This is a genomic window from Streptococcus sp. cx1, from assembly GCF_052384325.1.
Lineage (GTDB): Bacteria > Bacillota > Bacilli > Lactobacillales > Streptococcaceae > Streptococcus > Streptococcus salivarius_G.
Genome location: NZ_JBQSUN010000002.1, coordinates 1 through 25,324, shown reverse-complemented (window position 1 = coordinate 25,324; position 25,324 = coordinate 1). Strand labels below are relative to the sequence as shown.

The following is a 25,324-nucleotide window of genomic DNA, read 5'->3' as shown; positions in this document are numbered from 1 at the left end:
ATCATGGAAAAGAAAGTACATTTTAAACTTCACAAAGTTAAAAAACATTGGGTAACTATTGCAGTGACAGGACTTGCTTTGGGATTGAGTTTCGCAGGACTCAGCTACGCTTCAGCTGAAGAACAGCCTACCGCTGTTAATGAAGCAACTGTTGAAGCTATCATCAAAGAAGGTGCTGTTGACGTCGATGCTCCAGCGACTAGTGAAGCCACAGCTAAACCTGCAGAAAACACACCTACTACCGCTTCGAGCGAAGCTGCCACAGTATCAGAAGCACCAGTAGCTAGCTCAGAAGTTGCTTCAACAGAAACAGTCTCTGAAAAACCAAGCTCTGAAGTGACAAGCACAGCTGGTTCAGAAGTAGCCAGCCCGGAAACTACACATTCTGAGGTAAGTGCAACAAATATACCTACAAACAACGAAAACCTCATCATAAGTGCTTCTCCCGATAAAACAACTTTAGATACTTCACAAAAATATGGTGATTTCACCATCACTGTTGAAGCGGAAGGTATCACAAAAAAGACAGATAAAAGAGAGAGTTTCGTTTCAGATGCAAATGGTGTTACCTATTATGTAGATTCAAAAGGGCAGCTGGTTACCGGACCAAAAGTAATCAACGGTTTCCAATATTACTTTAACGATGACGGCACTATGGTAAAAGGGCAGCTTAGGAAAGTTGACGACAAACTGCACTTTTACGATGAAAACGATGGCAAGCTAGTAACAGACCGTTTTATTACATTCAAAGACAACCACTATATTCCAGAAGAAAACTATAGTAAAGTTGTTTACTTCAATGAACCTGCTTATATCGAACCAAACTATTATGTAATGCCTGGACTAGAACGTTACTATTTCGATAAAAATGGTAACACTCTTAAGAAAGGTCGTCAGACAATTTTAGGTAACGACTATTACATCTATGACAATGGCCAAGTTGCTGTTCATAGACTAATGGAATTAGATCACAAACGCTACTACTTTGATGACAAAGGGGCCTTAGTCAAAAATAAACAATATCCTATCATCGAAAAGGGTTTATGGAAGTCTATGCCATATGTATTTTATTCAGACAACGATGGGGTAGCACATTATCTCAATAAACAACTAAACATTGTGACTTATCCATTCCCAACTTACTATACTCTTCCTTCAGAAAATAATAGAGACTATCCAAAAAATCAATTTATGATGGACTACGAAGGTCGTTGGTATTACTTCAACAAAGACGGATTTCCTGTCACTGGACCTAAGACTGTTGATGGCTTTGAACTCTACTTCCATGAATCATATCGTCCAGAAGGACATCAAGCTAAAGGCGAATTCATTAATATTGATAATAAAATCTACTACTTTGACAAAGACAATGGCCGTAAAGTCAAGGACACTTCCTTTGAGTTAAACGGTATCCATTATATCGCAGATAAAGAAGGGAACATCACTATCCAAGGTGATTCTAGATTCCATAACCAATATGTCAGCGATGATAAAGGCAACTGGTATTACTACAACTCCGATGGCAATAAACTCATTGGCGAACAAACCATTGATAACGTCAAAGTCTACTTTAAGGACAGTGGAGTCCAAGTTAAAGGACACTTCGCTCCGAATGGACACTTCTATGACAAGGATAGTGGTGAACTTGTTACCAATGCTTATGTAGAAGACAATGGAAACTGGTACTATGTCGATGAAAATGGTCAAAAACTCATTGGAAACCAAATTGTTGATAGTTATCATGTTTGTTTTCACAGTGATGGTCGTCAACTAAAAGGTGAGGCTAGCTACTCAAATTCAGGTCTACCAAAACATTACTATGATTTGCATAATGGACAAATGGTTATCAACTCTCTTATTCAAATCGATGGTAAGACCTATAAAGCTGATAATGAAGGTAAACTCTCTGAAGTACCATATGCTTTAAACTATCGCAACCAAATTGTTACCGACGAATTTGAAAACAGCTATTATTATGACTACCAAGGAATGATGGTTAAAAATCAATACGTTACTATCTATCACCTAGAGAATGACTATCTTAACCCTAAAATTAGAAAAGTTACCTATTATGCAGGATATGACGGAAAATTCCTTCACGGTCCCCAAACAATAAATGGTGTTGCTGTTTATTTCAATGCCTATGGTGAACAAATCAAAGACCAGTTTGCAGACGATGGTTACTATTATGATAAAGATACCGGTTCTCGTGTTAATTTAGGAGTCAACCAATCAGTTATGATAAATGGTAAATGGTATTATCTTGACCATAACGGAAAGCGATCTAAAGGTGAGTTTATTAAACAAGGAGGAAACAAATACTACTACGATAAAATTAATGGTAAGCGTGTCATTGGAACACTTTTTGAAGTGAACGATAAACTTTATATTTCAGATCAAGAAGGTGTCATTACTGAAAAGAAAGATGATATCAAAAAAAATGGACTGTTCTATGATGACTACCACAATATCCATTATATGAATGATAATGGTCATCTAGCTAGGAACTTATACGTTCCTTCTAACCACAATGGATTTAGCGACGATACAAAACCATTTTACTATTTTGGTTCCGAAGGAATAGCTTTAAAAGGGGAGCATACTATTAATGGTGAAACAGTATTCTTCGATGAAAATGGAGAGCAAGTAAAAGGAGGTTTCGCAAAAAACGGTAAATATTACGATAAACATACAGGTAACTTAGCAAGAAATACTTTCAGAGAGCGTACTGTAAGAATCGCTCGTGAATGGCGTGCTAATGGTATCTCAACTACATTCCGCTACTACCTAGATAATAGTGGCTACAAGGTGTCAGGTTATCAGACTATTAACGGTGAGGACTACTACTTCTACCCTGATGGACCACAGTTAAAAGGGGATTTCGCACCAGATGGTAGATATCACGATAAAGACACTGGAGCTTTAGTCACAAAACGTTATGTTCAAATAAAACCATGGCATTTTATCACCGACCTAGGTAATGAGCCTATCGACCATAATTATGTTCAAGTATTTCAATTCGATAGATACCCTAGTCTAGCAGACACCTCAACTGGTGCAATTACTAGATATTTTGGTAAAAAATATTCTAATAGTTGGTACTACGTCGATGAAAATAGTCAAAAGGTAACTGGACACAAAACTATCGATAATGTGAAGGTTTACTTTGATAAAGATGGTAAACAAGCTAAAGGTATTGTTGCTGATGATGGTTATTACTATGACAAGAATAGTGGTGAACTTGTTGACTTAGGACATGACAAATTCGTTGACGTTGACGGTTATCGTTACTATGTTGGTAGTGATGGCAAATGTTATAAGGGTGAACAAAAGATTGGAGATGATTACTACTATTTTCACGATGATGGTAGACTAGGCTACGATGAATTGCGAACAATTTGGGCGGGAAATGACTACTACTATCATTATTATTACCCAAAAACTGGAAAACGTGCTAAAAATGTTGACATTACTTTTAATCACTCAATTCGTTACAAGGTGAAAGCTGAGCTTGTTCATTTCGATGAAAACGGTGATGGAAGGGTTATTAAATATATTTACGAATAATATTTATTTCACACATATAATTCCAATTTGTCTTTCAATGAAAGGAGAATTATCATGGAAAAGAAAGTACATTTTAAACTTCACAAAGTTAAAAAACATTGGGTAACTATTGCAGTGACAGGACTGGCTTTGGGATTGAGTTTTGCTGGCCTTAACTATGCTTCAGCTGAAGAACAGTCTACCCCTGTTAATGAAGCGACTGTTGAAACCATCATCAAAGAAGGCGCTATTGACGTTGAGGCTCCAGCGACTAGTGAAGCCACAGCTAAACCTACAGAAAATACACCTGCTACCCCTTCTAGCGAGACTGCTACAGTATCAGAAGCACCAGTAGCTACCTTAGAAGTTCCTTCAACAGAAACAGTCTCTGAAAAACCAAGCTCTGAAGTGACAAGTACAGCTAGTTCGGAAGTAGCGCATTCTGAAACTGCACATTCTGAGGTAAGTACAACGACTAGTGAGAGTGTTACAGCTGAGAATGCGTCACCTGTCGGTGATATCCCAATCGAAAATACCACAAGAGGAACTGACCGTTCTGCCTTTACTGAAAAAAGGAATGGATTTGTTACCGAAAAAGAAGAACGCATTGAAACAGAAAACTATTTAGGTAGTCTTATTACCACAAGACATCCTTATTACGTAACTTATTACTACGATAACAACGGTAATAAGCTTATGGGATGGCAAGATATTAATGGAGAACGCTATTATTTCAAAAAAGAGCGAGAACATCCTGGTTTCGAAACCATTGATGGAAAACTCTATTACTTTACAGATAGTGCACGTATGCTCCATGATGAATTTGTTGAAGAAAATGGTCAAACTTACTATCTAGGTAGCGATGGCGTGCGAGTTTCTGGCTTACAAGATATCAAAGGACAAACCTATTACTTTAATCCTGATAGAAACGGCCAACTTAGCTACGGCTTGAACGTGGTTGGTGACAAGCTCTATCTGTTTGGAGATGCTGGCAAAGAAAATGCAGGACAATTAGTTAAAGACACACATCTCAACAACGGTGATTTCAAACTCAATATTGATCCTAATGGTATCGTTACAGTGGCAAATAACCATCCCGCTTTTCTACAAGATAATGGTGGTCACTGGTACTATATGGATAAAGATGGAAAACTTATGACTGGACCACAAACTATTGACGGCTTAACCTATTACTTTGACTCAGATGGTAGACAGGTCAAGGGTGAACGCCGTAAGGTCAATGGCAAATCATATTTCTACGACCCAGATAACGGCGCCCTTGTGACGAACCGTCTCGTCACCTTCAAAGCTGGACGATTCATTCCTGAAGAAAACTATGCTAAAGAAATAAGATTTGACTTTGCTCCTTATGCAAATTATGACAACAACGAACATCCTGAACTCGAACGGTATTATTTAGGTGCCGATGGCCTACCAGTCACAGGATGGCAAACCATCAATGGTAATAAGTACTTTTTCCAAGATGATGGAAATATGGTCGTGCACAGATTTTTCAATAACTATTACTTCTACAATGATGGTACCATTGCTAGAAATAAACGATTGAATATTCCTACACACTATATTATGAGAGAATTTCCAAATATCTATGAATTTGATAATGATGGGGTTGGTAAATTCATTTCTAGTGATTTTAAGGACCTTCGACAAAAGACTGCTTATTTTGTCCAAGATAAAGATGGGTATTGGCATTACTACGACGAAATTGGATGGCCAGTGAATGGTTCAACAACTGTTGATGGCTATGACATGTATTTCCATTTAGGAACTGGTCGCCAAGCAAAAGGAGAGTTAGTTGATATCAAAGGCAAGGTTTACTATTTTGATAAAGATAACGGTCGAAAGGTTAAAGATACAACTTTTGATTTCGATGGTAAGACCTATGTGGCAGACCAATCTGGTGCCCTCAGCATTAAAAGTCAATCAACTGAACGAAACCGCTATATTAGTGATTCCGAAGGTAACTGGTACTATGTCAATGACAAGGGTTACCTCCTCCTTGGTGCCCACACCATTGATAACGTCAACGTTTATTTCGGCACCAATGGTGTTCAATACAAAGGCCATTTTGCTCCTGATAATCACTATTACGATAAAGATAACGGTGCTTTAGTAACAGATAGATTGGTTGAGGATGGCGGCAAAGAGTTTTATGTTGATGAAGAAGGAAAGAAGTTTAACGGTACTAAATATTTGGACGGAATTCAGTACTACTTTAGCTACGGTGAAAAAGTGAAAGGTGAGTTTGATTATCCATACCGTGGTGATCATTATTATGACAAAGAGACTGGTGCCCTTGTAACTGGAAAATACTTCGAACATAAGAATAACTGGTATTATGCAAATAGTAAGGGAAATATTCTGACTGGTAGAAGAGTCATCGATGGCAAGCATGTCTACTTCTACGATGATGATTATGGACAATATAAGGGCATACAAGCTAAAGATAAACTCATCATTTTAGGTGGTAAGACTTACTATTATCTTCCTGGCTCTGGTAATCGTGCTGATAATGTAACCTTGACAATAAATCACGTTACTTATTACTTTGATAATGACGGGGTTGGCCATATCCTTCGATAGTCATTTACAAGTGGCTATGGATTTCAATTACTAAACACAAAAGGAAGTCGACAGTTGGTCAACTTCCTTTTTCATATAATCAATCACTGTCATTCAAACAGAACCCAATTATGACATTTTTTTAACATTTACGATTATCTTGTAAAAAAACTTGTTTGTAATTAAAAAAGTATTATAATAAAGGCAGGTGAGCATGTAAGCGTTTTACTAAAACGTTGAAAGTGTACTACAGAGGGATTAGGATTAGGAACTTGGCTTTAGAATTCTAACGTCAAAATAATTTTTTATGCATGAAAACTGGTCCTTAGGCACTTTGGCATGATAATCTAAGGCTCTTTTCATACACACATCTGTCTATAATACAAAACTAGAGCTTTAGAGAGAATGCTTCAAACTAAAAGTTCTAGTTTTTTGTATTTAAAGACATATGCCATAGGCTGGATTCAATAATAAAACGAAAGGAGAGAAATAAAAGTATTAGGATAAATAAGTGAAGACACTTGTTTCTAGATATGAATTACACAGCATAAGCATATTCTCCTTGCCACACGTTTGACGTGCTCCCCTATAAAATCTTCTTATGGTCATGACATGAGAGATTTAGATATGGGACTCAGTCGTTTTAACAGATTTGCCTACTTTTAACACTATTTTAACGGCGAGCTCCTTTATAACCACCCAAACATCGGTGTTCATTTTATGAAAGGAGTCTATTATGAATACTGAAATGAATTATCCATGGCACGTGTACAAGAAGCACCTTGTGGCACTTTCTTGTGTAACCGCACTAGCTGCTTTTTCCCTAGTTGCTCGCCCTGCATTTGCGGAAGAAGTAAAAGCATCTGATACGAATGCTAAGACCGAAGTTGTCGCACCTGCTATAGAAAATGTAGTGGCTACTGTTGAGACTAAGACACTTGATGAAAATCCAACAGCAACTACAACAGATGCACCAACAGGCACAAGCATTATCAATAGCGAAGCTACAAGTGTTACCACTGATACTACAGCTATTCCTGAAACAGCTAAACCCGCTTCAGAGGCTTCAAGTACAGTTATCTCTGAAACAAATTCAACAAGATCAGAAATACCTACTTCTAAAACAGGAGCTACAGTAAGTGAAACTGCTAGTATAGAAAACGCTAGATATGAGGACATCTCAGAAAATCGACTTAAGACTGATGTTTCTTCCTTCAATAACGATGAAAACACAGAAATTCAAGACGAAGATCCTGAAGAAAATATTACAGGTGGTCAATGGTATAGTGACGTACAAGGTAGTTGGCACTACAAAAAAGACGGTAAAGACCTTATAGGCGCACACGTTGTTGACAATCAGCACGTGTATTTCCATGAAGATGGTAAACAAGCCAAAGGTGAGTCTGTCCAACGTAATAACCATTATTATTTCTACGACCAGAATCTAGGGCATAGGATAACTGAACAGTTTGTCAAGGTAGCTGATTTTCCTCACGATGAATACCGTTACTTTGGTAAATATGGTGTGGCTGTAACAGGCTGGCAAGATATTAATGGAAACCGTTACTATTTCTATCCTGACACTGCGTATAGAGTCTCCATTCCTTGGTACCAAGGAGATTGGGATGACTTCCATAAAGTTTACATTGATAGCAAGCCATACTACTTTGGACATGATGGTGAACTTTGGCGAAACCGCTATGTCAGATCTCTAGGGGGAATTCCTGGTGGCTATAAGAGCATGGATTTCGGAACATTTTACCTCGGCGATGACGGACAATACGTTACAGGCTGGCAAAAGAAAGGCGAAAAAGAATATTATTATTTTGAATACGGACGACAAGCTCGAGGAATCGGATTCAACAACAATGACAGCCAAACCAATGTTATGGGGCAATTTATTAGGTTCCCAGAAGGTATCCGTTACTTTGAACCTTATACTGGTGAACTTGTCAAAAATCGTATGATTTATAACGACAAGAATATGCTTTTTGAATATTCACATGGTTATATTCCTGGATGGCTCTATTTCGATAAAGACGGTATTGCAGTAACTGGACTTCAACAAGTTTGGGGTGAATACTACTACTTCCGTGATGCTGCTGGTCTCCCAATAAGAGTTCAGGGAGAAATTGTAGACTACAAGGGACATAAGCTTTACTTCGATCCAAACAATGGTCAAATGTGGCGTAATCGTAATGCCAACATTGATGGAAAAAATTATCATATTGATGAAAACGGCTACCTTACAGAGATTTAAGTCATCAATCAATTGTAATTAAGTTATTTTTGCATTATTTCAGTTTTTAGACTGAAAAGATTTTAAGATGAAGGGGAATTTATCATGATTACGAAAAGGACTAACCCAAAGAAACACCTTGTTGCTTTATCCTGCGCAACTGCTCTAGCTACTTTTACTTTAGTCGCACGCCCTACATTTGCGGATGAAGTAAAAATACCTGAAGCGACAGGCCAACCAACTGAGATTCTTGCACCTGCACAAGAAACTGTAGTAACTAATGTTGAGGTCAAAGCACCTACTACAAATCCTATTTCAACTAATACTGAGCTACCTACTAGTACAAGTACGGTTCTTAGTGAAGCTCCTAGCAATGAAGTCGCATCATCTGAATTAGCAAGCGAATCACCAGTAGAAATCACTTCTGAACAAGAAATTAGCAATCAAGATAATCAGGCAAATAAAGCTACACCAATTAAAACGGCAACTTCAGAAGCCTCTGCTACAAAGACTTCGTCAGAAAAAGTCACTGAACCTGTTCCTGTCGAAGAAACAAAAACACCTACAAAAAACAGTGAACAACCTGCCCCAATCGATGAAAATGAAAAGCCAGTCACACCTTCTGTAACACTTGAAAATGCACCTCATATTTCTGGTGGACATTATTATAGTGATGATAATGGTAACTGGTATTACAAGGATGCAAATGGCAAAAATCTTGTAGGGCTGAACTATGTGGATAATGTTCCTGTTTATTTTAGTCAAGACGGTATTCAAATCAAAGGTGGTTTTGCAGAGGATGGCCGATACTATGACAAAGATTCTGGTGCTCTCGTAACTAAGGCCTTTAAAGAACTCTTAACTTATATTGGTCGTGATGATATCAACAATCAAAACATCTATACTACTGATTGGTACTATCTTGATGCCGACGGACGGCCACTTAAAGGTCCTCAAAATCTTGATGGTACAAACATGTACTTCTTCCCTAATGGGGCACAAGTTAAGGGACGTTTTGCACCTGACGGACACTACTATGATAAGGACTCTGGTGCGCTCGTAACTAATAGCTTTGTTCATGTCTACAACTGGAATTATCAAAATCAAGACGGAAATCGTGTGAATCACTTTGTCATCACCATTCCTAATAATTCAGTCATTGGACCTAACGGTGAAAACCAATTTTTGGACATGAGTCATTACCCACTTTCTAGCAATGATTTGAATCGCGAAGATTTCTACTATTACGTAGATGACAAGGGGGATAAACTGACAGGACCTCAAACCCTAAACGGCATCCATGTCTATTTCGACCAAAATGGTAGACAACTTAGAGGTGAGTTTGAATTCGACGAAGATGGTACCGTTCATTACTACGATGCGAAAAACGGTGCACGCGCTGAAAATACCATTGTTAGAACAAATACTGGTGCCTTCAAATTCGATGCAAATGGTAATGGACGTTTGATGGGGCCTGGTGAAGAAATAGATACTCCCGTCACTCCTACAGTCACCCTAGACAAAGCACCACGAGTTTTTGGTGGTCACTATTATAGTGATAACGAGGGCAACTGGTACTACAAGGATGCAAACGGTAAAAACCTCATCGGTCTCAACTTCGTCGACAACATTCCAGTCTACTTCGACAAGGATGGCAAACAAGTCAAAGGACGTTTTGCAGAAGATGGCCGATACTATGACAAAGATTCTGGTGCTCTCGTAACCAAACGCTATCTTGAAACCCAAGATGGTGACTGGGTTTACGTCAATGATAAAGGTGATAAACTCAAGGGAGAACAAACTATTGATGGTGTTAAAGTCTACTTTGATGATTTCACTGGTGTACAAGTCAAGGGACATTTTGCACCAAATGGTAAATACTATGATAAAGATTCTGGTGCTCTCGTAACCAATGCTTTTAAAGAAATCTTAACTTACATTGGTCGTGATGACATTAACAATCAAAATATCTATACTACTGCCTGGTACTATCTTGATGCTGATGGTAAGCCATTAACAGGACCTCAAACCTTTGGAAATAGTCACTTTTACTTCCTTCCTAACGGAGCACAAGTCAAGGGACGCTTCGCCCCGGATGGACACTATTATGATAAAGACTCTGGCGCTCTCGTCACTAATAGCTTTGTTCATGTCTACAATTGGAATTACCGAAATCTCGATGGTGATCGTATCTTCCACTTTACTATCACCATTCCTGGAAATGATATCGTAGGTCAGGATGGACAATATCCAAGAGAAAGTAAAGATTTAGATCGTGAAGATTTCTACTACTATGTTGGTGCTAAAGGGGATAAACTGACAGGACCTCAAACCTTAAATGGCATCCATGTTTACTTCGACCAAAACGGTAAACAACTTAGAGGTGAATTCAAATTTGATGATGACGGAACTGTCCACTATTACGATGCTAAGAATGGCGCACGCGCTGAAAATACCATTGTTAGAACAAACACTGGTGCCTTCAAATTCGATGCTGACGGTAATGGACATTTGATGGGACCCGATGAAGTATAAGAATAGTATTCAAATAACAACTATTGATATCGCATAATTACTCTCATTTAGAAATCGCTAAAAAGGAAGTCGACCAACTGTCAACTTCCTTTTTACCTATTTTTGATAAATTTTTCTCTACTTTAAGAAAACTTTAGGTTTTGCTTTATATACTATAACCATCCTAAAACTTTTCTTTTTCATAATCTCCTAAATCCAAGGCTCAGGTCCTGGATTTTTTGTGCGATCAAGAAATAAACGATGTCATAGGTTTTGAGCTATTTCTTATATTCTTTTGCCTGATTAATCATATCTAGGAAATAAGCATGTACCCTTTCGTCACCCGTTAATTCTGGATGAAAAGAGGTCACTAACATCTGCTTTTCTCTAGCTGCCACAATTGCCCCATTGACTTGAGCTAAAATCTCCACTTCTGCTCCAACAGCTTCAATAATTGGCCCACGAATAAAGACCATTGGGATCTCCCCTATTCCTTTAAATTCAGCATCTGTGACAAAACTCCCCAATTGGCGACCATAGGCATTTCTGGCTACATTGATGTCCATGCTTGCTAAATGTTTTGTTTGGTCTCCCACTATGGTTTTAGCTAACAAAATCAGACCTGCACAGGTTCCAAATACAGGTAGTCCCGTTTCAATTTTTGCCTTAAGCGGCTCAAACAAGTCTAAATCATGCAAGAGTTTCCCCATAACTGTTGACTCGCCACCTGGAAGGATGAGCCCGTCCAAATCAGCGTGAGCTTCCCAATCCTGTCGATTTCTGATTTGAACCGTTTCAACCCCAAGTGCTTTCAAGACCTGCTCATGTTCTGCAAAAGCACCTTGCAAAGCCAGTATTCCAATTTTTGTCATCTATTTTCCTCGCTCTGCCATTAAGATGTCAATTTCATCCTTGTTGATACCAACCATGGCTTCCCCCAAATCTTCTGACACTTGCGCCAAAATATCTGGACGATTATAGTTAGTCACTGCTTTGACGATAGCTTCCGCACGTTTTTTCGGATCTCCAGATTTGAAAATCCCTGAACCAACAAAGACACCTTCAGCCCCCAGCTGCATCATAAGCGCAGCATCTGCTGGCGTCGCTACACCACCTGCCGCAAAATTGACAACGGGCAACTTGCCATGTTCATGGACATAACGGACCAAATCAATTGGCACCTGCAAGTCTTTAGCAGTAATATAGAGTTCATCTTCTCTGAGATTTTGAATACGGCGAATTTCTTGATTCATGAGTCGCAAGTGGTGAACAGCCTGAACAATATCACCAGTACCAGGTTCACCCTTGGTACGAATCATAGATGCCCCTTCTGAAATACGGCGAAGAGCCTCACCAAGGTCCTTAGCTCCACAGACGAAAGGCACATCAAATTTGGTTTTGTCCACATGAATAAGGTCATCGGCCGGTGTCAAAACCTCACTCTCGTCGATATAATCAATCTCAATCGCCTGCAAAATCTGTGCTTCCACGAAATGACCAATACGCACCTTAGCCATCACTGGAATACTAACAGCGTCCTGAATTTCCTTAATCATCTTAGGATCACTCATACGTGACACACCACCCACTGCACGGATATCGGCCGGAATGCGTTCCAAGGCCATGACTGCAGCCGCTCCTGCCGCCTCAGCAATACGTGCCTGCTCAGGATTTTGAACGTCCATGATGACGCCCCCCTTAAGCATCTGTGCCAAATTTTTATTTAAGTCGTAACGATTTGTCATTGCAATCACCTCTCATGTTTTTATGCCCTCTATTTTACACAGGATGATTTTTGAAGAAAAGAGTCTTTTTCTCAAACTGTATGGGGACAATTACCCTTTCAAGCATATCTATAGACGAAAAAATAAATAAATTAGGAAAACTCTTTTATAGGCTACAACTATCACGAATATAAGAATCTTTTTATAAAATCATGGCGTTTTTGTATCCGTTTTCTATTGAGTTTATTAGAAAATAAGATTAAAATATAACTGTAAATTAATTTTGGTTTTCATGTTGTTTTAAATGTCACAACATGAATTTACCAAGTCACCATATAAGGGGAAAAATTATGGAAAACAAAGTTCGTTTCAAACTTCATAAAGTTAAGAAACATTGGATCACAATCGCTGCCTCAAGTTTGGCTATTGGGGCTTCACTAATTGGACTAGGACAGGTCGGAGCTGATGAAGTCAAGCCTGAAACAACTGCCGTTAACAGTCCTGAAAATGTCGTCTCTGACAGCAATCTTGAGACTAGTGCTAGCCTTATAACAAGAACCGAAGTAGCTCCAGCAAGCACTACTGTTAATAATGTTCCTAGTGGGACAGTCTCAACTGACACTGCTGTTAATAATGTTCCTAGTGGGACAGTCTCAACTGACACTGCTTCTACTAATGCGACTAGTCAGCCTACAGAAACGACTACTACACAGCCTGCTAACGAGACTGATAAAAAGGGTGAACCCGCTCAATCTGGTGAGACAGCTACAACCGATAGAAGTGTTGAAACCTCATCTGAAACAAGCGATAACGTAACTACTTCACAGGAAACACCTTCACAAGGTGGCAGATTCACTTCTGATGAGCAAGGTAACTGGTATTACCTAGACAGCGAGGGCCACAAACTAACTGGCCTACAAACCATCGATAGCTTTAACCTCTACTTCCATAACAATGGCATCCAAGCAAAGGGTGAAAAGGTAACCATTGATGGCAAGGATTACTACTACGATAAAGATAATGGGCGTAAGGTAACTGATACAAGTATTGAAGTAGATGGTAAAACTTATCTAGCAGATGCTGATGGTATCCTAACCGAAAAAACACAACTACCTACTCAGGTCGTGACCGGTGGTCATTTCCAATCTGACAACCAAAAAGATTGGTATTACTACACTGCCAACGGTGAAAAATTGACTGGTTGGCAAAATGTTGATGGTGTCATCCTTTATTTTGATAAAGATGGGAAACAAGTCAAAGGACAAGAACGAGAGATTGGTGGAAAATACTATCGATTCGATGAGAATGATGGTTCTCTATTAACGAATCAGTGGCATCACACTTCAATTTTCAATGGCTATAGGACAGAACCTCAATATACAACTTATACTAATTACTTAGGCGAAGATGGTGCTGCATTTATTGGATGGCATACCATTGACAGTAAACGTTATTATTTCAAACCTGACGGACTTTTGGCTAAAAATGATACTGTCACAATTGATGGGAAGATTTATCTTTTTGATTACCAAGGACAATTGGTCAAGAACAAATATGGCATTGTTGAAACTCCTTCAATGTTCCATGCAAACACTTCTACCTACCGTACCAATGCTAACGGCGAAGTCTTAACTGGTAAACAAATTATCGATGGAAAAGAATATATCTTTGCTTCAAAGGGTCAAGTTCTTGATGGTATCATAGGTTATGACAGCAAACTTTATCTAGTCACAGATAGTAAAATAGAAAAAAACTATTTTGGAGCCCTTTTTTCAAAAAAAACATTTTGGGGCGGGCCTAGTTTCTCTGGAATCTATGGAACTGATAAAAACGGCGTCCTCCTAGAGGGCATCCAACGAGGCTCCGATGGTTACCTTCACTACTTCCAACCAAAGGTGGAAAGTATTAACAAGCCTACGTGGAAAGAAATCGATGGCAAGCGCTATCGTCTAACAAAATCATATCGAACAGAAAGATATGCTGGTATGTACACCACTATTATCCTTACTAACGACACTTTGAAAGTCGATGATAAGACCTACACAATTGATAATGAGGGAGTAGTGACTGAATTTACGGCTAAAAACCAATTTGTTCGCGATGATTTCTGGAACTGGTACTACTACGACAAAGAGGGCAAACTCCTAACAGGCCGTCAAACCATTGATGGTGTTCAACTCTACTTTGATAAAAATGGTAAGCAAGTCAAAGGTAGCCTAGTAGACATTGATGGTAAAACTTACTACTTTGACAAAGACAGTGGGGCTATGTGGACCAATCGTAGTCTAACTCTCAATGGAATGACCTACGAAATTGATGACCAAGGACGTGTGACATCGTCACTTCGAAATACCTTTGTTCAAGATAAAGATGGTGACTGGACCTATCTCAAAGATAAAGGGCAAGTAGCTACTGGATGGCAGACTATCGATGGTGTTCAACTCTACTTTGATGGTACGGGGAAACAAATCAAAGGTGAGCGTACACTTATAGATGGGAAGTACTACTATTTCGATAAGAACAGTGGCGAGCTCCTCCGTAATGCATTCCATTCCTTTAGTTCCTCATATAAGCTCTACTTTGGAAATGATGGTGCTCAAGTTTTCGGATGGTACACACTAGATGGTCATCGTGTTTACTTTAAAGAAGACGGTCTACAAGCTAAAGATAAGGTACTTTCAATTGATGGCAATTATTATTACTTCAATCAAGATGGCCAACTTCTTGTTAATGGTTCCGCTAAATCATATAATAGTTTATATCTTGCAGATTCAGAAGGAAAATTATTATCCGGATGGAGAGAAATTGACGGTAAGACCTATTACCTAGATCCAAGCAACCAATATCGCTATATCAATACAACAGAAACCATAAATGGCAAGACCTATCTTTTCGGTTCTTACGCAGAATTATTACGTAATGAAACTAATTCCGGTTACGTTTCAGACGAAAATGGAATCGTTCGAATAGGATTCTACCGTACTGATAAAGGATACCTATGCTATCTTGAGCCTAGGGTAATCGAGTTCTACCAACCAACTTGGAAGGAAATCGACGGTAAGCTCTATCACTTTGAAAAATCAACCTCATTAGGGAAAGATTTGTACGGTTCTCCAATCACAACCAAAGCAACACTAGAAAAAGATGGCAAAACTTATGTCATTGATGAAAATGGTGTAGCGACTGAGAAAATGAATTAAAGTGGAAGAACAAGATATTTCTTCCACTTTAAGAAAACTTTAGGCTTTGCTTTATATACTATAACCATCCTAAAACTTTTCTTTTTCATAATCTCCTAAATCCAGGGCATAGGTCCTGGATTTTTTTGTTTTTAGAAAAGTCTGTAGCAACTAAAATCATCCCCTCTCTCACTCGCATCACAATGTAATCGTTTTCTTATTTTTGTCTAAATTTCTTATTTTTTCTTGAAGGTCTCTAAAATAGCGCTATAATAGGACTTAGGAAATGGAGGAAAAAGTATGAAAGTACATTCTAATTTTACTGGACCTAAGTCCAAAAAACGTTTGATTGCATTCTCATGTGCAACTGCTCTTGCAAGTTTTGCCTTTATCGCAAGACCTGCCTTCGCTGAGGAAGCTAAAGCTGATAACTCATCAAACCTTGATGTGACTGCTGCTACCACTGCCAATGTGGAAACCACAGCAGACCTCGTAGAAACAAAGGTTGTCGAAGCTCCTGCTACTACTGAAAATGTGGCTAGCACAGAAAACACCACAAATGTCTCAGAACAAGCCTCAACTTCTACAGCAAGTTCTGAAACTGCCAGTGAAACAGCTTCAACAACTGCAAGCGAAAGTCAAGCACCTGCGGAATCAGCCACAGGCCAAACACGTGATGCTGTAACTACAGACCGAGCTGCCAATGAGACAGCTTCAGTACCTAATGAAACAAACGTCACTGGTGGTCAATACTATAGTGATGACCAAGGCAACTGGTATTATAAAGATGCCAGTGGTAAAAACCTCGTAGGCGAACAGACTATCGATGGCCAAAATGTTTATTTCCGCAGTAATGGGCAACAAGTTAAGGGGCCTTTACTCGATAGGAATAATAATCTATTTCGTTACTACGATGTTGATACTGGGCAACTATGGACGAATCGATACCTTGAATCCCAAGGTAATTGGTACTATTTAGGTAAAGATGGCTATCCACTCACTGGAGAACAAACTATCAATGGTCAAGAAGTCTACTTCGATTATAAAGGTGTTCAAATCAAAGGTGACTTTAGCGGAGAGGACTATAGCTATCCAGATCAAACTTTCTATTACGACTCTAACTCTGGTGCAAGGGTCCGAAAAGAAGGTCTAGTTCAGAATAAAAAAGGCCAAACCTTTTACATCAAGAACGATGGTTCTAAATTTACAGGAATACGTGAAATTGATGGTAATATCTACTATTTCAAAGCACGTGAAGCTGCCTCTCCTGTTGATACCGGCGTCCTACAAAAAGGAATCAGCATTTTACTAGAAGAAGGGCAAAATTCACCACGTACTTATGGTTTTGGTACCCCTACTAATATTACCCGTCGCTACTATTTTGACTCAGTTACTGGTCAAGCCGTTAAAAATCGCTATGTCCAAGAAAATGATGGCTGGTACTATTATGGTGCAGATGGAAATGCTATTCGTCCTCAAGATGGTGAAGTCAATATAGACGGTCAAATCGTTTACCTATATGCTAATGGTCGTCAAGCTAAGGGAGAGCTTGTTCTCGACAATGGTGTTCTTCGCTACTATGATCCTAATTCTGGAGCACGCGTCTCTAACACCACTCTAACAATTAATGGTATGACCTATCGATTTGATGAAAACGGCGTAGGTATGGATGCTCCTAACCCAAATGGTTATTATAGCGACGATAATGGAAACTGGTATTATAAGAACGTAAATGGAGACAACCTCACTGGTGCTCAAATCATTAACGGTCAAAAGTTATTTTTCCGCGACAATGGTCAACAGGTTAAAGGTGCTTATGGTGATTCCTACGGTGATTTATACGCATTCTACGATATTAATTCTGGAAATCTTGTAACCAATCGTTATGTTGAATACATGGGTAATTGGTTCTATGTAGGTAAAGACGGTAAGCCAGTCAAGGGAGCTCGAAATATCGATGGACAAGATGTCTTCTTCAACTATCGAGGGGTACAAGCTAAAGGAGGATTTGGTCAAGATGGCGTCTATATGCCTGAGTACTATTACGATAAAGATAATGGTCGCAAAGTAACCAAAGCTGGGTTTGTTAAAGATAACAGAGGCTTAACTTACTATCTTGACGAGAAAGGTAACAAAGTCCTTGGACTTCATGAAATCAATGGTGATTTATATTACTTCCGTCGAGGAGGTGCCTATAAGTACACCCAACTGGGTGACATGTGGCAAGACAGTATTAATTACATCGATGGTAAAATCTACTACTTCGGTCATGACGGTAGAGCAATTAAAAATCGTTTCTATCAATGGGGTAATTACTGGTACTACTTCTATGCGGATGGCACAGCCGCAACCGGTGAAGTTCAAATTAATGGGCAAAAGCTCTACTTCAATACAAGTAATGGTAGACAAGTTAAAGGCGCTTTTGCACCAGATGGTCACTACTACGATGAAAACTCTGGCGAACTAGTCACCAACCAAACACGTACTATCAAAGGTGTAACTTATCATTTTGATGAGAATGGTAATGCGACTAAAGTTTAAGATATCCCTTACTTTAAGAAAACTTTAGGCTTTGCCTTATATACTATAACTATCCTAAAACTTTTCTTTTTCATAATCTCCCAAATCCAGGGCGCAGGTCTTGGATTTTTTTTGTTTTAGAAAGGTCGTAGCAACTAAAATCATCCCCCTCTCACTCGTAACGTAATGTAATCGTTTTCTTATTTTTATCTAAATTTCTTATATTTCCTTGAAACTCTCTAAAATAGCGCTATAATAGGACTTAGGAAAAAGGAGGAAGAATTATGAAAGTACATTCTAATTTTACTGGACCTAAGTCCAAAAAACGTCTGATTGCATTCTCATGTGCAACTGCTCTTGCAGGTTTTGCCCTCATCGCAAAGCCTGCCTTCGCTGAGGAAGCTAAAGCTGATAACTCATCAAACCTTGATGTGAACGCTACTACCACTGCAAATGTGGAAACTACCGCAGACCTCGTAGAAACTAAGGTTGTCGAAGCTCCTGCTACTACTGAAAATTTAGGCACCACTCAAAGCACTACAAATGTCTCAGAACAAGCCACAACTTCTGCTGCAAGCTCTGAAGTTGTCAGTGAAACTGCCTCAACAACTGCAAACGAAAGCCAAACTCCTACAGAATCAGTTGCAGGCCAAACACGTGAAGCCGTAACTACAGACCGAGCTGCCAGCGAGACAGCTTCAGTACCTAATGAAACAAACGTCACTGGTGGTCAATACTATAGCGACGACCAAGGCTACTGGCATTACAAAGATGCTAGCGGTAAAGACCTGACTGGACCACAAACTATTGATGGCGTTAAGGTCTACTTCAATCCAGGCGGTGTTCAGGTTAAAGGGGGATTTGGCTGGGACGGTCACTATTATGACAAAGATTCTGGTGCTCTTGTTACTAATAAATTCGTTGAAGAATATGGTAGAACCTATTACGTTGATGAAAATGGTAATAAGGCAATTGGTTCCAAAGAAGTTAATGGAGCGTGGTATTACTTTGATCAGTATGGTGAACAACTTAAAGATAGATTTGCTTCTGATGACCGTTATTACGACGAAAACGGAAAACAAGTTGATTTCGGGACAAACCGCTATTTTGAATTAAACGGAAAATGGTACTATGCTGGAAATGATGGTGCTATTTTAAAGGGACCACAAACCATAGATGGAGTTAAGGTTTACTTCGACCAAGGCGGTGTTCAAGTGAAAGGTTATTTTGCCAGAGACTATTCTGACAATAATAAACGCTATTATGATAAAGATTCTGGTGCACTAGTCACTAACAACTACGTTATTGCATACGATAACTATACCCACCAAAATGAACGCTACTATGTGGATGAACAGGGTGTTCGTGTAAAAGGTGCTAAAACTATCAATGGTAAACAGGTTTACTTTACATATGATGGAAGACAAGTCTTCGACAATTTTGGTGACGATGGCTACTTCTATGGGCAAGATGGTAACCGAGTCGACCTAGGCACAAACCGTTATGTTCAAATTAAAGGCAACTGGTACTACATCGGTAACGATGGAAAAATCTTGACAGGTGAACAAACTATTGATGGCGCTCATGTCTACTTTGGCTATAACGGTATCCAAGTGAAAGGAGATTTTGACTACAACAAACAATTTCACGATAAAGACTCTGGAAATCTAGTTACTAATCGTTTCGTAACAGTTAAAGACAAAACCTACTTTATCGGTGCCGATAGCAAGGCCATCAAAGGAGCAACCGTCATCGACAACGTTGAATACTTCTTTGACAAAGAATCTGGCGCACAAGTTAAGGGAAATTTTGCTAGTAACGATAAATACTATGATGGAATTACTGGTGCGCTCGTAACCAATAGCTATGTCCAAGTTGGTAAAAACTGGTACTATGTAGGAAATGACGGAAAACCACTTAAAGGCTCTCAAACCATTAACAATGTTCCTGTATACTTTGACCCTTATGGGGGTAGACAAGCCAAAGGTATCTTTGGTAACGATGGCTACTTCTACGACAAAGATTCTGGTGCTAAAGTAGATTTGGGAACAAATCGCTATGTCCAAGTTAATGATAATTGGTACTACGTCAATGCTGAAGGTAAGATTCTAAAAGGGGACCAAATCATTGATGGAGTTCAAGTCAATTTTAATCCATATAACGGTATTCAAACTAAGGGGGAATTAGTTGATTCTAATGGTCGAGTAATCAGTGAAGAGAACTACAATACTTATGAAGCACCTAGTAAGTTCTATGATAAAAATTCTGGAGCTCTTGTAAAAGGTCAATACTTCAGCCATGATGGTAAATGGTACTATGCAGATGCACAAGGTAATATCCTTAAAGGCTCACAAACCATTGATGGGGTAGACGTTTACTTTGATGATGATGGTGTTCAAGCTAAAGATACTGTTCTTAATGGTTACTACTACGATAAAGATAGTGGTGCAGGGAAAGAACTCCCTCATGATCAGTTTATAAAGATTGGTGACGATTTATACTACCTTAGCAGTAATGGACGAACTGGGAATATAAATGTTGACGGGAAGAATTACTATGTTGAGCAAAACGGAAAGGTCCTTCGTGGTTCCTTTAACATCTATCAAAATCCACCTTACTATGATGATGAAACTGGCGAAGCTGTAGAAAAAACTGGTTTTGTTAATTCTCGTGGTAGTTGGTTCTACCTAGAAAATGGTAAAAAAGTCGCAGGTTTTAAAAAAATTGATGGGAAACTTTACTATTTCTCTGCCAATCCAATGAACAAATACGAAACGCACGAACAAGTTCGAGGAAAATTAGCTAGACCTAAATTTTACATTTCATTCCCTGACAATCCAGAAGAAAACCCAACTTACTACTTCGACGCCGAAACAGGTGCTGCGGTAACCAACCAATTCGTCTATGCAGATGGACACTGGTACTACTTCGGTAAGGATGGTAAGGCCCTCCTCTTCGATCAAGTGATCAATGGTCAACACCTCTACTTCGATTATGAAGGTAAACAAGTGAAGGGCGATTTCGTTACAGACTACAAGGGTACTCGTTATTACGATGAAAACTCTGGTGAGCTCGTCACCAACCAAACACGTACCATCAATGGTGTGACTTATCATTTTGATGAAAATGGACGTGCAAAGCAATTGTAAGAAATGTAAGAAAATCGACTAAAATTTTCTCACAAGACATCTAAACTAAAGGAAGTTGATTAATTTCAACTTCCTTTTTAAAATCCACGAAAATAATTTTTGTCTACTTTAAGAAAACTTTAGGCTTTGCTTTATATACTATAACCATCCTAAAACTTTTCTTTTTCATAATCTCCTAAATTCAGGACTCAGGTCCTGGATTTTTTTGTTTTTTATGAATCTTGGATTTAGTAAGAACTGGCAACATCTCACTTAATATGCAGATAAATATATGTTTTTCCCTTTTATCCACCCCTTCACATTAAAAGAAAACCTTTTTATTTTTAATATTGAAAAGGCTTTCTTATTGTCTTATAATATAAATTAAAAGGGGGTATTTATTATGGAAAAAAATGATAAGGCCAAAAAACACGCATCTAAAAAGTATCTTATTGCTTTTTCATGTGCATCTGCTCTTGCTAGTTTTGCACTTATTGCCGGAGCTGCTTTTGCGGATGAAGTAACTGCTAGTGAAACACTCAAGAATGACACGACAGCAAGTGTTACTGCCAATCTTGAAACAACAGCAGATTTAGTTGAAACAAAGAGTACTGAAGCAACATCTTCTACTGAAAGTTCAACAGATGCTCCAGAGTTAGTAAGTTCGGAATACACTAGAGAACCGGCCTCTGCAACCACTAATGAGAGTCAAGCTCCTACTGAAACAGCCATCGTTGAAGCACACGCCGTTTCAACAAGAGACAGTGCTGCTAGTGAAACAGCTACGGCAACTCCTGTTATCAATGAGGACGTAAACGTTACAGGCGGTCAATATTACAGCGACCAAAACGGCAAATGGCATTACAGAGATGCCAATGGTAAGGATCTGACTGGACCACAAACCATAGATGGGGTTCAAGTCTATTTCGATAAAGAAAATGGCATACAAGCTAAAGGCGTTTTTGCTAAAGACCCTAATGATGCTAAAAAACTAAATTTCTATGATAAAGATTCTGGTGCTCTTCTCAAAAATCAATTTATCGTTGCCTACAGCAACGATACAAAACAATATGAACGCTATTATCTAGATGATAAAGGGAATCCCGTGTATGGTGAGTATCGAATTAATCGTCGATCATCCTACTTTGACGATAAATTTGGGACTCAAATCATTGACCGCTTTGCTCCTAATGGACACTTTTACGATCAGGATGGTGTTTTCGTCAATTTAGGAACCAATCATTTTGTTGAAATCAAAGGAAAATGGTACTATCTCAATGATAGAGGACAAATTATAAAGGGCAGCCATATCATTAATGGGGCTCAGCTCTATTTCGATGAAAATGGTGTTCAAATAAAAGGGAATTTTGACAAGGATAACCGCTATTATGATGAACACACTGGTAAGCTAGTAACTAACCGATTCGTAACAGTTAAAGACAAAAACTACTTTATTGGCGCAAAAGGTATACCTGTGAAAGGTGCTACTCTTATTGATGGTAAAGAGTACTACTTCGATGATAAGACCGGTGCTCAAGTGAAAGGTGTGTTTGAAAGTAATGGTAAATACTACGATACTTCAACTGGTGCACTCGTGACCAACCGTTATGTCAATGTAGATAAATATTGGTACTATGTTGATGCTGAGGGCAAACCATTAAAAGGTTCACAAACCATAAATAATGTTCCTGTCTACTTTGATTCTTATTATGGGCGACAAGTTAAAGGTGATTTTGGAGACGACGGTTACTACTATGATAAAGACTCTGGTACGAGAATTACACTCGAAAAAAATCGTTACCATAATATTAATAACCATTGGTATTATGTCGGTTCAAATGGCAAAATCCTTAAAGGCGACCACATCATCAATGGTGTTCAGGTACATTTTGATAGGTTCTTTGGAACACAAGCTAAAGATGGCTTTGTAGATAAAGATGGTATTAGTGTTCTCTATGATAGCTTTGTTGTCTTTGGTATCCCAGTTAAGTATTATGACAAGGATACTGGTGAACTTGTTAAGGGGCGTTACTTTACAACTCGAGGTAAGTGGTTCTATGCAGATAAGCAAGGCAATATTCTAAAAGGTGCTCATACCATTGATGGTATCCCTGTCTACTTTGACGATCACCTCGGAACACAATTCAAAAACGTAGTTAAAAATGGCCACTACTATGATAAGGATACCGGTGAACAGAAGGAAGTCCCACGGAACCAATTTGTTCGTGCTGATAATGGGCTCTTCTATTATGATAAAGATGGTAAACCACTTTCTGGTTCTCATACCATTAATGGTGTAACCTATTCGTTCTATGAAAATGGACAAGCCCGTCAAGGAACTTTTGGGCCTTCCGGTTCAGGACCTTTCTACGATGAGGTTACTGGAGCAGCAGTCAGAGAAAAAGGGTTCCATCAAGTAGGTGGCGATTGGTACTATACTGATGAAAATGGTAATAAACTTCTCGGTCTTCAAGAAATCGATGGGAAACTCTATTATCTCGATAATACAGAGTCTACAAGCTTAGTTACTGGTTATCTCGCAAAAGATAAAGTGCTTAGTCCTGAGCAAAAAGAGTCTACTAGATATCCTCGGACATCTAGTAGTACTATCATCGAACCTAAAATCTACAGTTACTACTACTTTGACGCTGAAACAGGTGCTGCTGTAACCAATCAATTCGTTAATTGGAAGGGCAACTGGTACTACTTCGGTAACGATGGTAAGGCTCTTCTCTTTGATCAAGTTATCAATGGTCAACACCTCTACTTTGATTATGAAGGTAAACAAGTGAAGGGTGATTTCGTTACAGACTACAAGGGAACTCGTTACTACGATGAAAACTCTGGTGAGCTCGTCACCAACCAAACACGTACCATCAATGGTGTGACTTATCATTTTGATGAAAATGGACGTGCAAAGCAATTGTAGAGAATGTAGGAAAGTAGCCTAAATTTTTCTCAAAATATATCTATACTAAAGGAAGTTGATTAATTTCAACTTCCTTTTTAAGCATTTTCTTTAATCACATATCAAGAATAAAAGTACAAAATCAAGACTCCAATTTTGTACTTAGGTTAAAAAATAGATCAAAAAAGGTCCTCCCCCAACCTATAGGGAAGAACCTCTTTTTTTGAAGACTAATTTTTTATTTTAACTAACTATTTAGAAGAAGGGAAGGATTCTCTTTGTTATTAGTCTTCTTTCTTACGACGACGGCCCAAAAGACCTAGTCCAAGACCTGTAATCAAGGCTGACAAACCTGTCACTTCTGCAATATGTCCACTTTCTGTTCCTGTCTCTGGTAGAACTGCTTGTTCTTGAGGTTGAGCAACTTGTGGAGTTACTTCTTCAATAACAGTTGGACTTACTGGTTGTTCTGGTTTAACTGGTTGTTCTGGCTCCTCTGGTTTCTTAGGTGTTGGTACCTTAGGTTGTTCTGGAGGAGTTACAGGTTTATCAGGAGTAACCGGAACATAAATGATTGGTGTATCTTTACCTGGATCCTCTGGTGTTACAGGTGTTCCTGGTTGGATTGGTTGACCTGGTTTCGTTGGATCGTTTGGATCTGGCAAGTATGGCTTGTAACCTGGAATATCTGGCACAACCGGTTGACCTGGTTTCGTTGGATCTGTTGGATCGTTCGGATATTTAACACCTGGTGTTGATGGGAAGTTTGGATCATTTGGTGTTTCTGGTTTTGGAACCAAGTTTCCAAGTGGTTTGTAAGTAACAGTTTCTTCAAGGTTTTCTTGAGTAACTGTCTTAGAAGCAACACTTGCTTTATCAGCGTAGTAGCCTGTCAAACCTGGTGTTGGAACTTCAGCGTAGGCTGTCTTATCTGATGCCCATGGTGTCGCTGAAAGTTCTTTACCTGTAACTTTATCCAAGGT

11 protein-coding genes are annotated in these 25,324 nt (G+C 38.9%); 8 read left to right on the top strand and 3 right to left on the bottom strand.

Annotation, left to right across the window (positions count from 1 at the left end; all coding sequences use genetic code 11):
* The first annotated feature begins 3 nt into the window (after positions 1-3).
* The 4 genes from ACT170_RS03825 (at position 4) to ACT170_RS03810 (ending at position 10,903) form a co-directional block, all read left to right on the top strand.
* Positions 4-3,567 carry a KxYKxGKxW signal peptide domain-containing protein gene (locus ACT170_RS03825; protein ID WP_444818060.1) on the top strand — a complete coding sequence of 1,188 codons (3,564 nt, stop codon included), beginning with the start codon at positions 4-6 and terminating at the stop codon, positions 3,565-3,567.
* A gap of 54 nt (positions 3,568-3,621) precedes the next feature.
* Positions 3,622-6,150 carry a KxYKxGKxW signal peptide domain-containing protein gene (locus ACT170_RS03820; protein WP_444818059.1) on the top strand — a complete coding sequence of 843 codons (2,529 nt, stop codon included), beginning with the start codon at positions 3,622-3,624 and terminating at the stop codon, positions 6,148-6,150.
* A gap of 715 nt (positions 6,151-6,865) precedes the next feature.
* The gene (locus tag ACT170_RS03815) at positions 6,866-8,389 is read left to right on the top strand and encodes a glucosyl transferase (protein ID WP_048790823.1); all 1,524 of its coding nucleotides are present in this window, start codon (positions 6,866-6,868) and stop codon (positions 8,387-8,389) included.
* 84 nt (positions 8,390-8,473) lie between these two features.
* Entirely contained in the window at positions 8,474-10,903 is a 2,430-nt protein-coding gene (locus ACT170_RS03810) for a glucosyl transferase (protein ID WP_444818058.1), read from the top strand.
* A 257-nt stretch (positions 10,904-11,160) separates the two neighbouring features.
* Here the strand turns inward: ACT170_RS03810 and pdxT are convergent, their stop codons facing one another.
* The gene (gene pdxT / locus ACT170_RS03805) at positions 11,161-11,754 is read right to left on the bottom strand and encodes a pyridoxal 5'-phosphate synthase glutaminase subunit PdxT (protein WP_444818057.1); all 594 of its coding nucleotides are present in this window, start codon (positions 11,752-11,754) and stop codon (positions 11,161-11,163) included.
* Positions 11,755-12,627: a pyridoxal 5'-phosphate synthase lyase subunit PdxS gene (gene pdxS, locus ACT170_RS03800; RefSeq protein ID WP_002883851.1), complete on the bottom strand. Its 873-nt coding sequence runs from the start codon at positions 12,625-12,627 to the stop codon at positions 11,755-11,757.
* Between the two features lie 329 nt (positions 12,628-12,956).
* Here pdxS and ACT170_RS03795 point away from each other — a divergent pair, with 329 nt between their 5' ends.
* From ACT170_RS03795 to ACT170_RS03780, 4 genes are all read left to right on the top strand, one after another.
* A complete protein-coding gene (locus ACT170_RS03795; protein ID WP_444818056.1) occupies positions 12,957-15,806 on the top strand; it encodes a KxYKxGKxW signal peptide domain-containing protein in 2,850 nt (949 codons plus the stop codon).
* A 279-nt stretch (positions 15,807-16,085) separates the two neighbouring features.
* Entirely contained in the window at positions 16,086-18,326 is a 2,241-nt protein-coding gene (locus ACT170_RS03790) for a glucosyl transferase (protein WP_444818055.1), read from the top strand.
* Positions 18,327-18,589: 263 nt separating this feature from the next.
* The gene (locus tag ACT170_RS03785) at positions 18,590-21,454 is read left to right on the top strand and encodes an N-acetylmuramoyl-L-alanine amidase family protein (RefSeq protein ID WP_444818054.1); all 2,865 of its coding nucleotides are present in this window, start codon (positions 18,590-18,592) and stop codon (positions 21,452-21,454) included.
* Between the two features lie 382 nt (positions 21,455-21,836).
* Positions 21,837-24,362 carry an N-acetylmuramoyl-L-alanine amidase family protein gene (locus ACT170_RS03780; protein WP_444818053.1) on the top strand — a complete coding sequence of 842 codons (2,526 nt, stop codon included), beginning with the start codon at positions 21,837-21,839 and terminating at the stop codon, positions 24,360-24,362.
* A gap of 263 nt (positions 24,363-24,625) precedes the next feature.
* Here ACT170_RS03780 and ACT170_RS03775 read toward each other — a convergent pair.
* The coding region (locus ACT170_RS03775; protein ID WP_444818052.1) for a mucin-binding protein at positions 24,626-25,324 on the bottom strand (699 nt) is incomplete at its 5' end.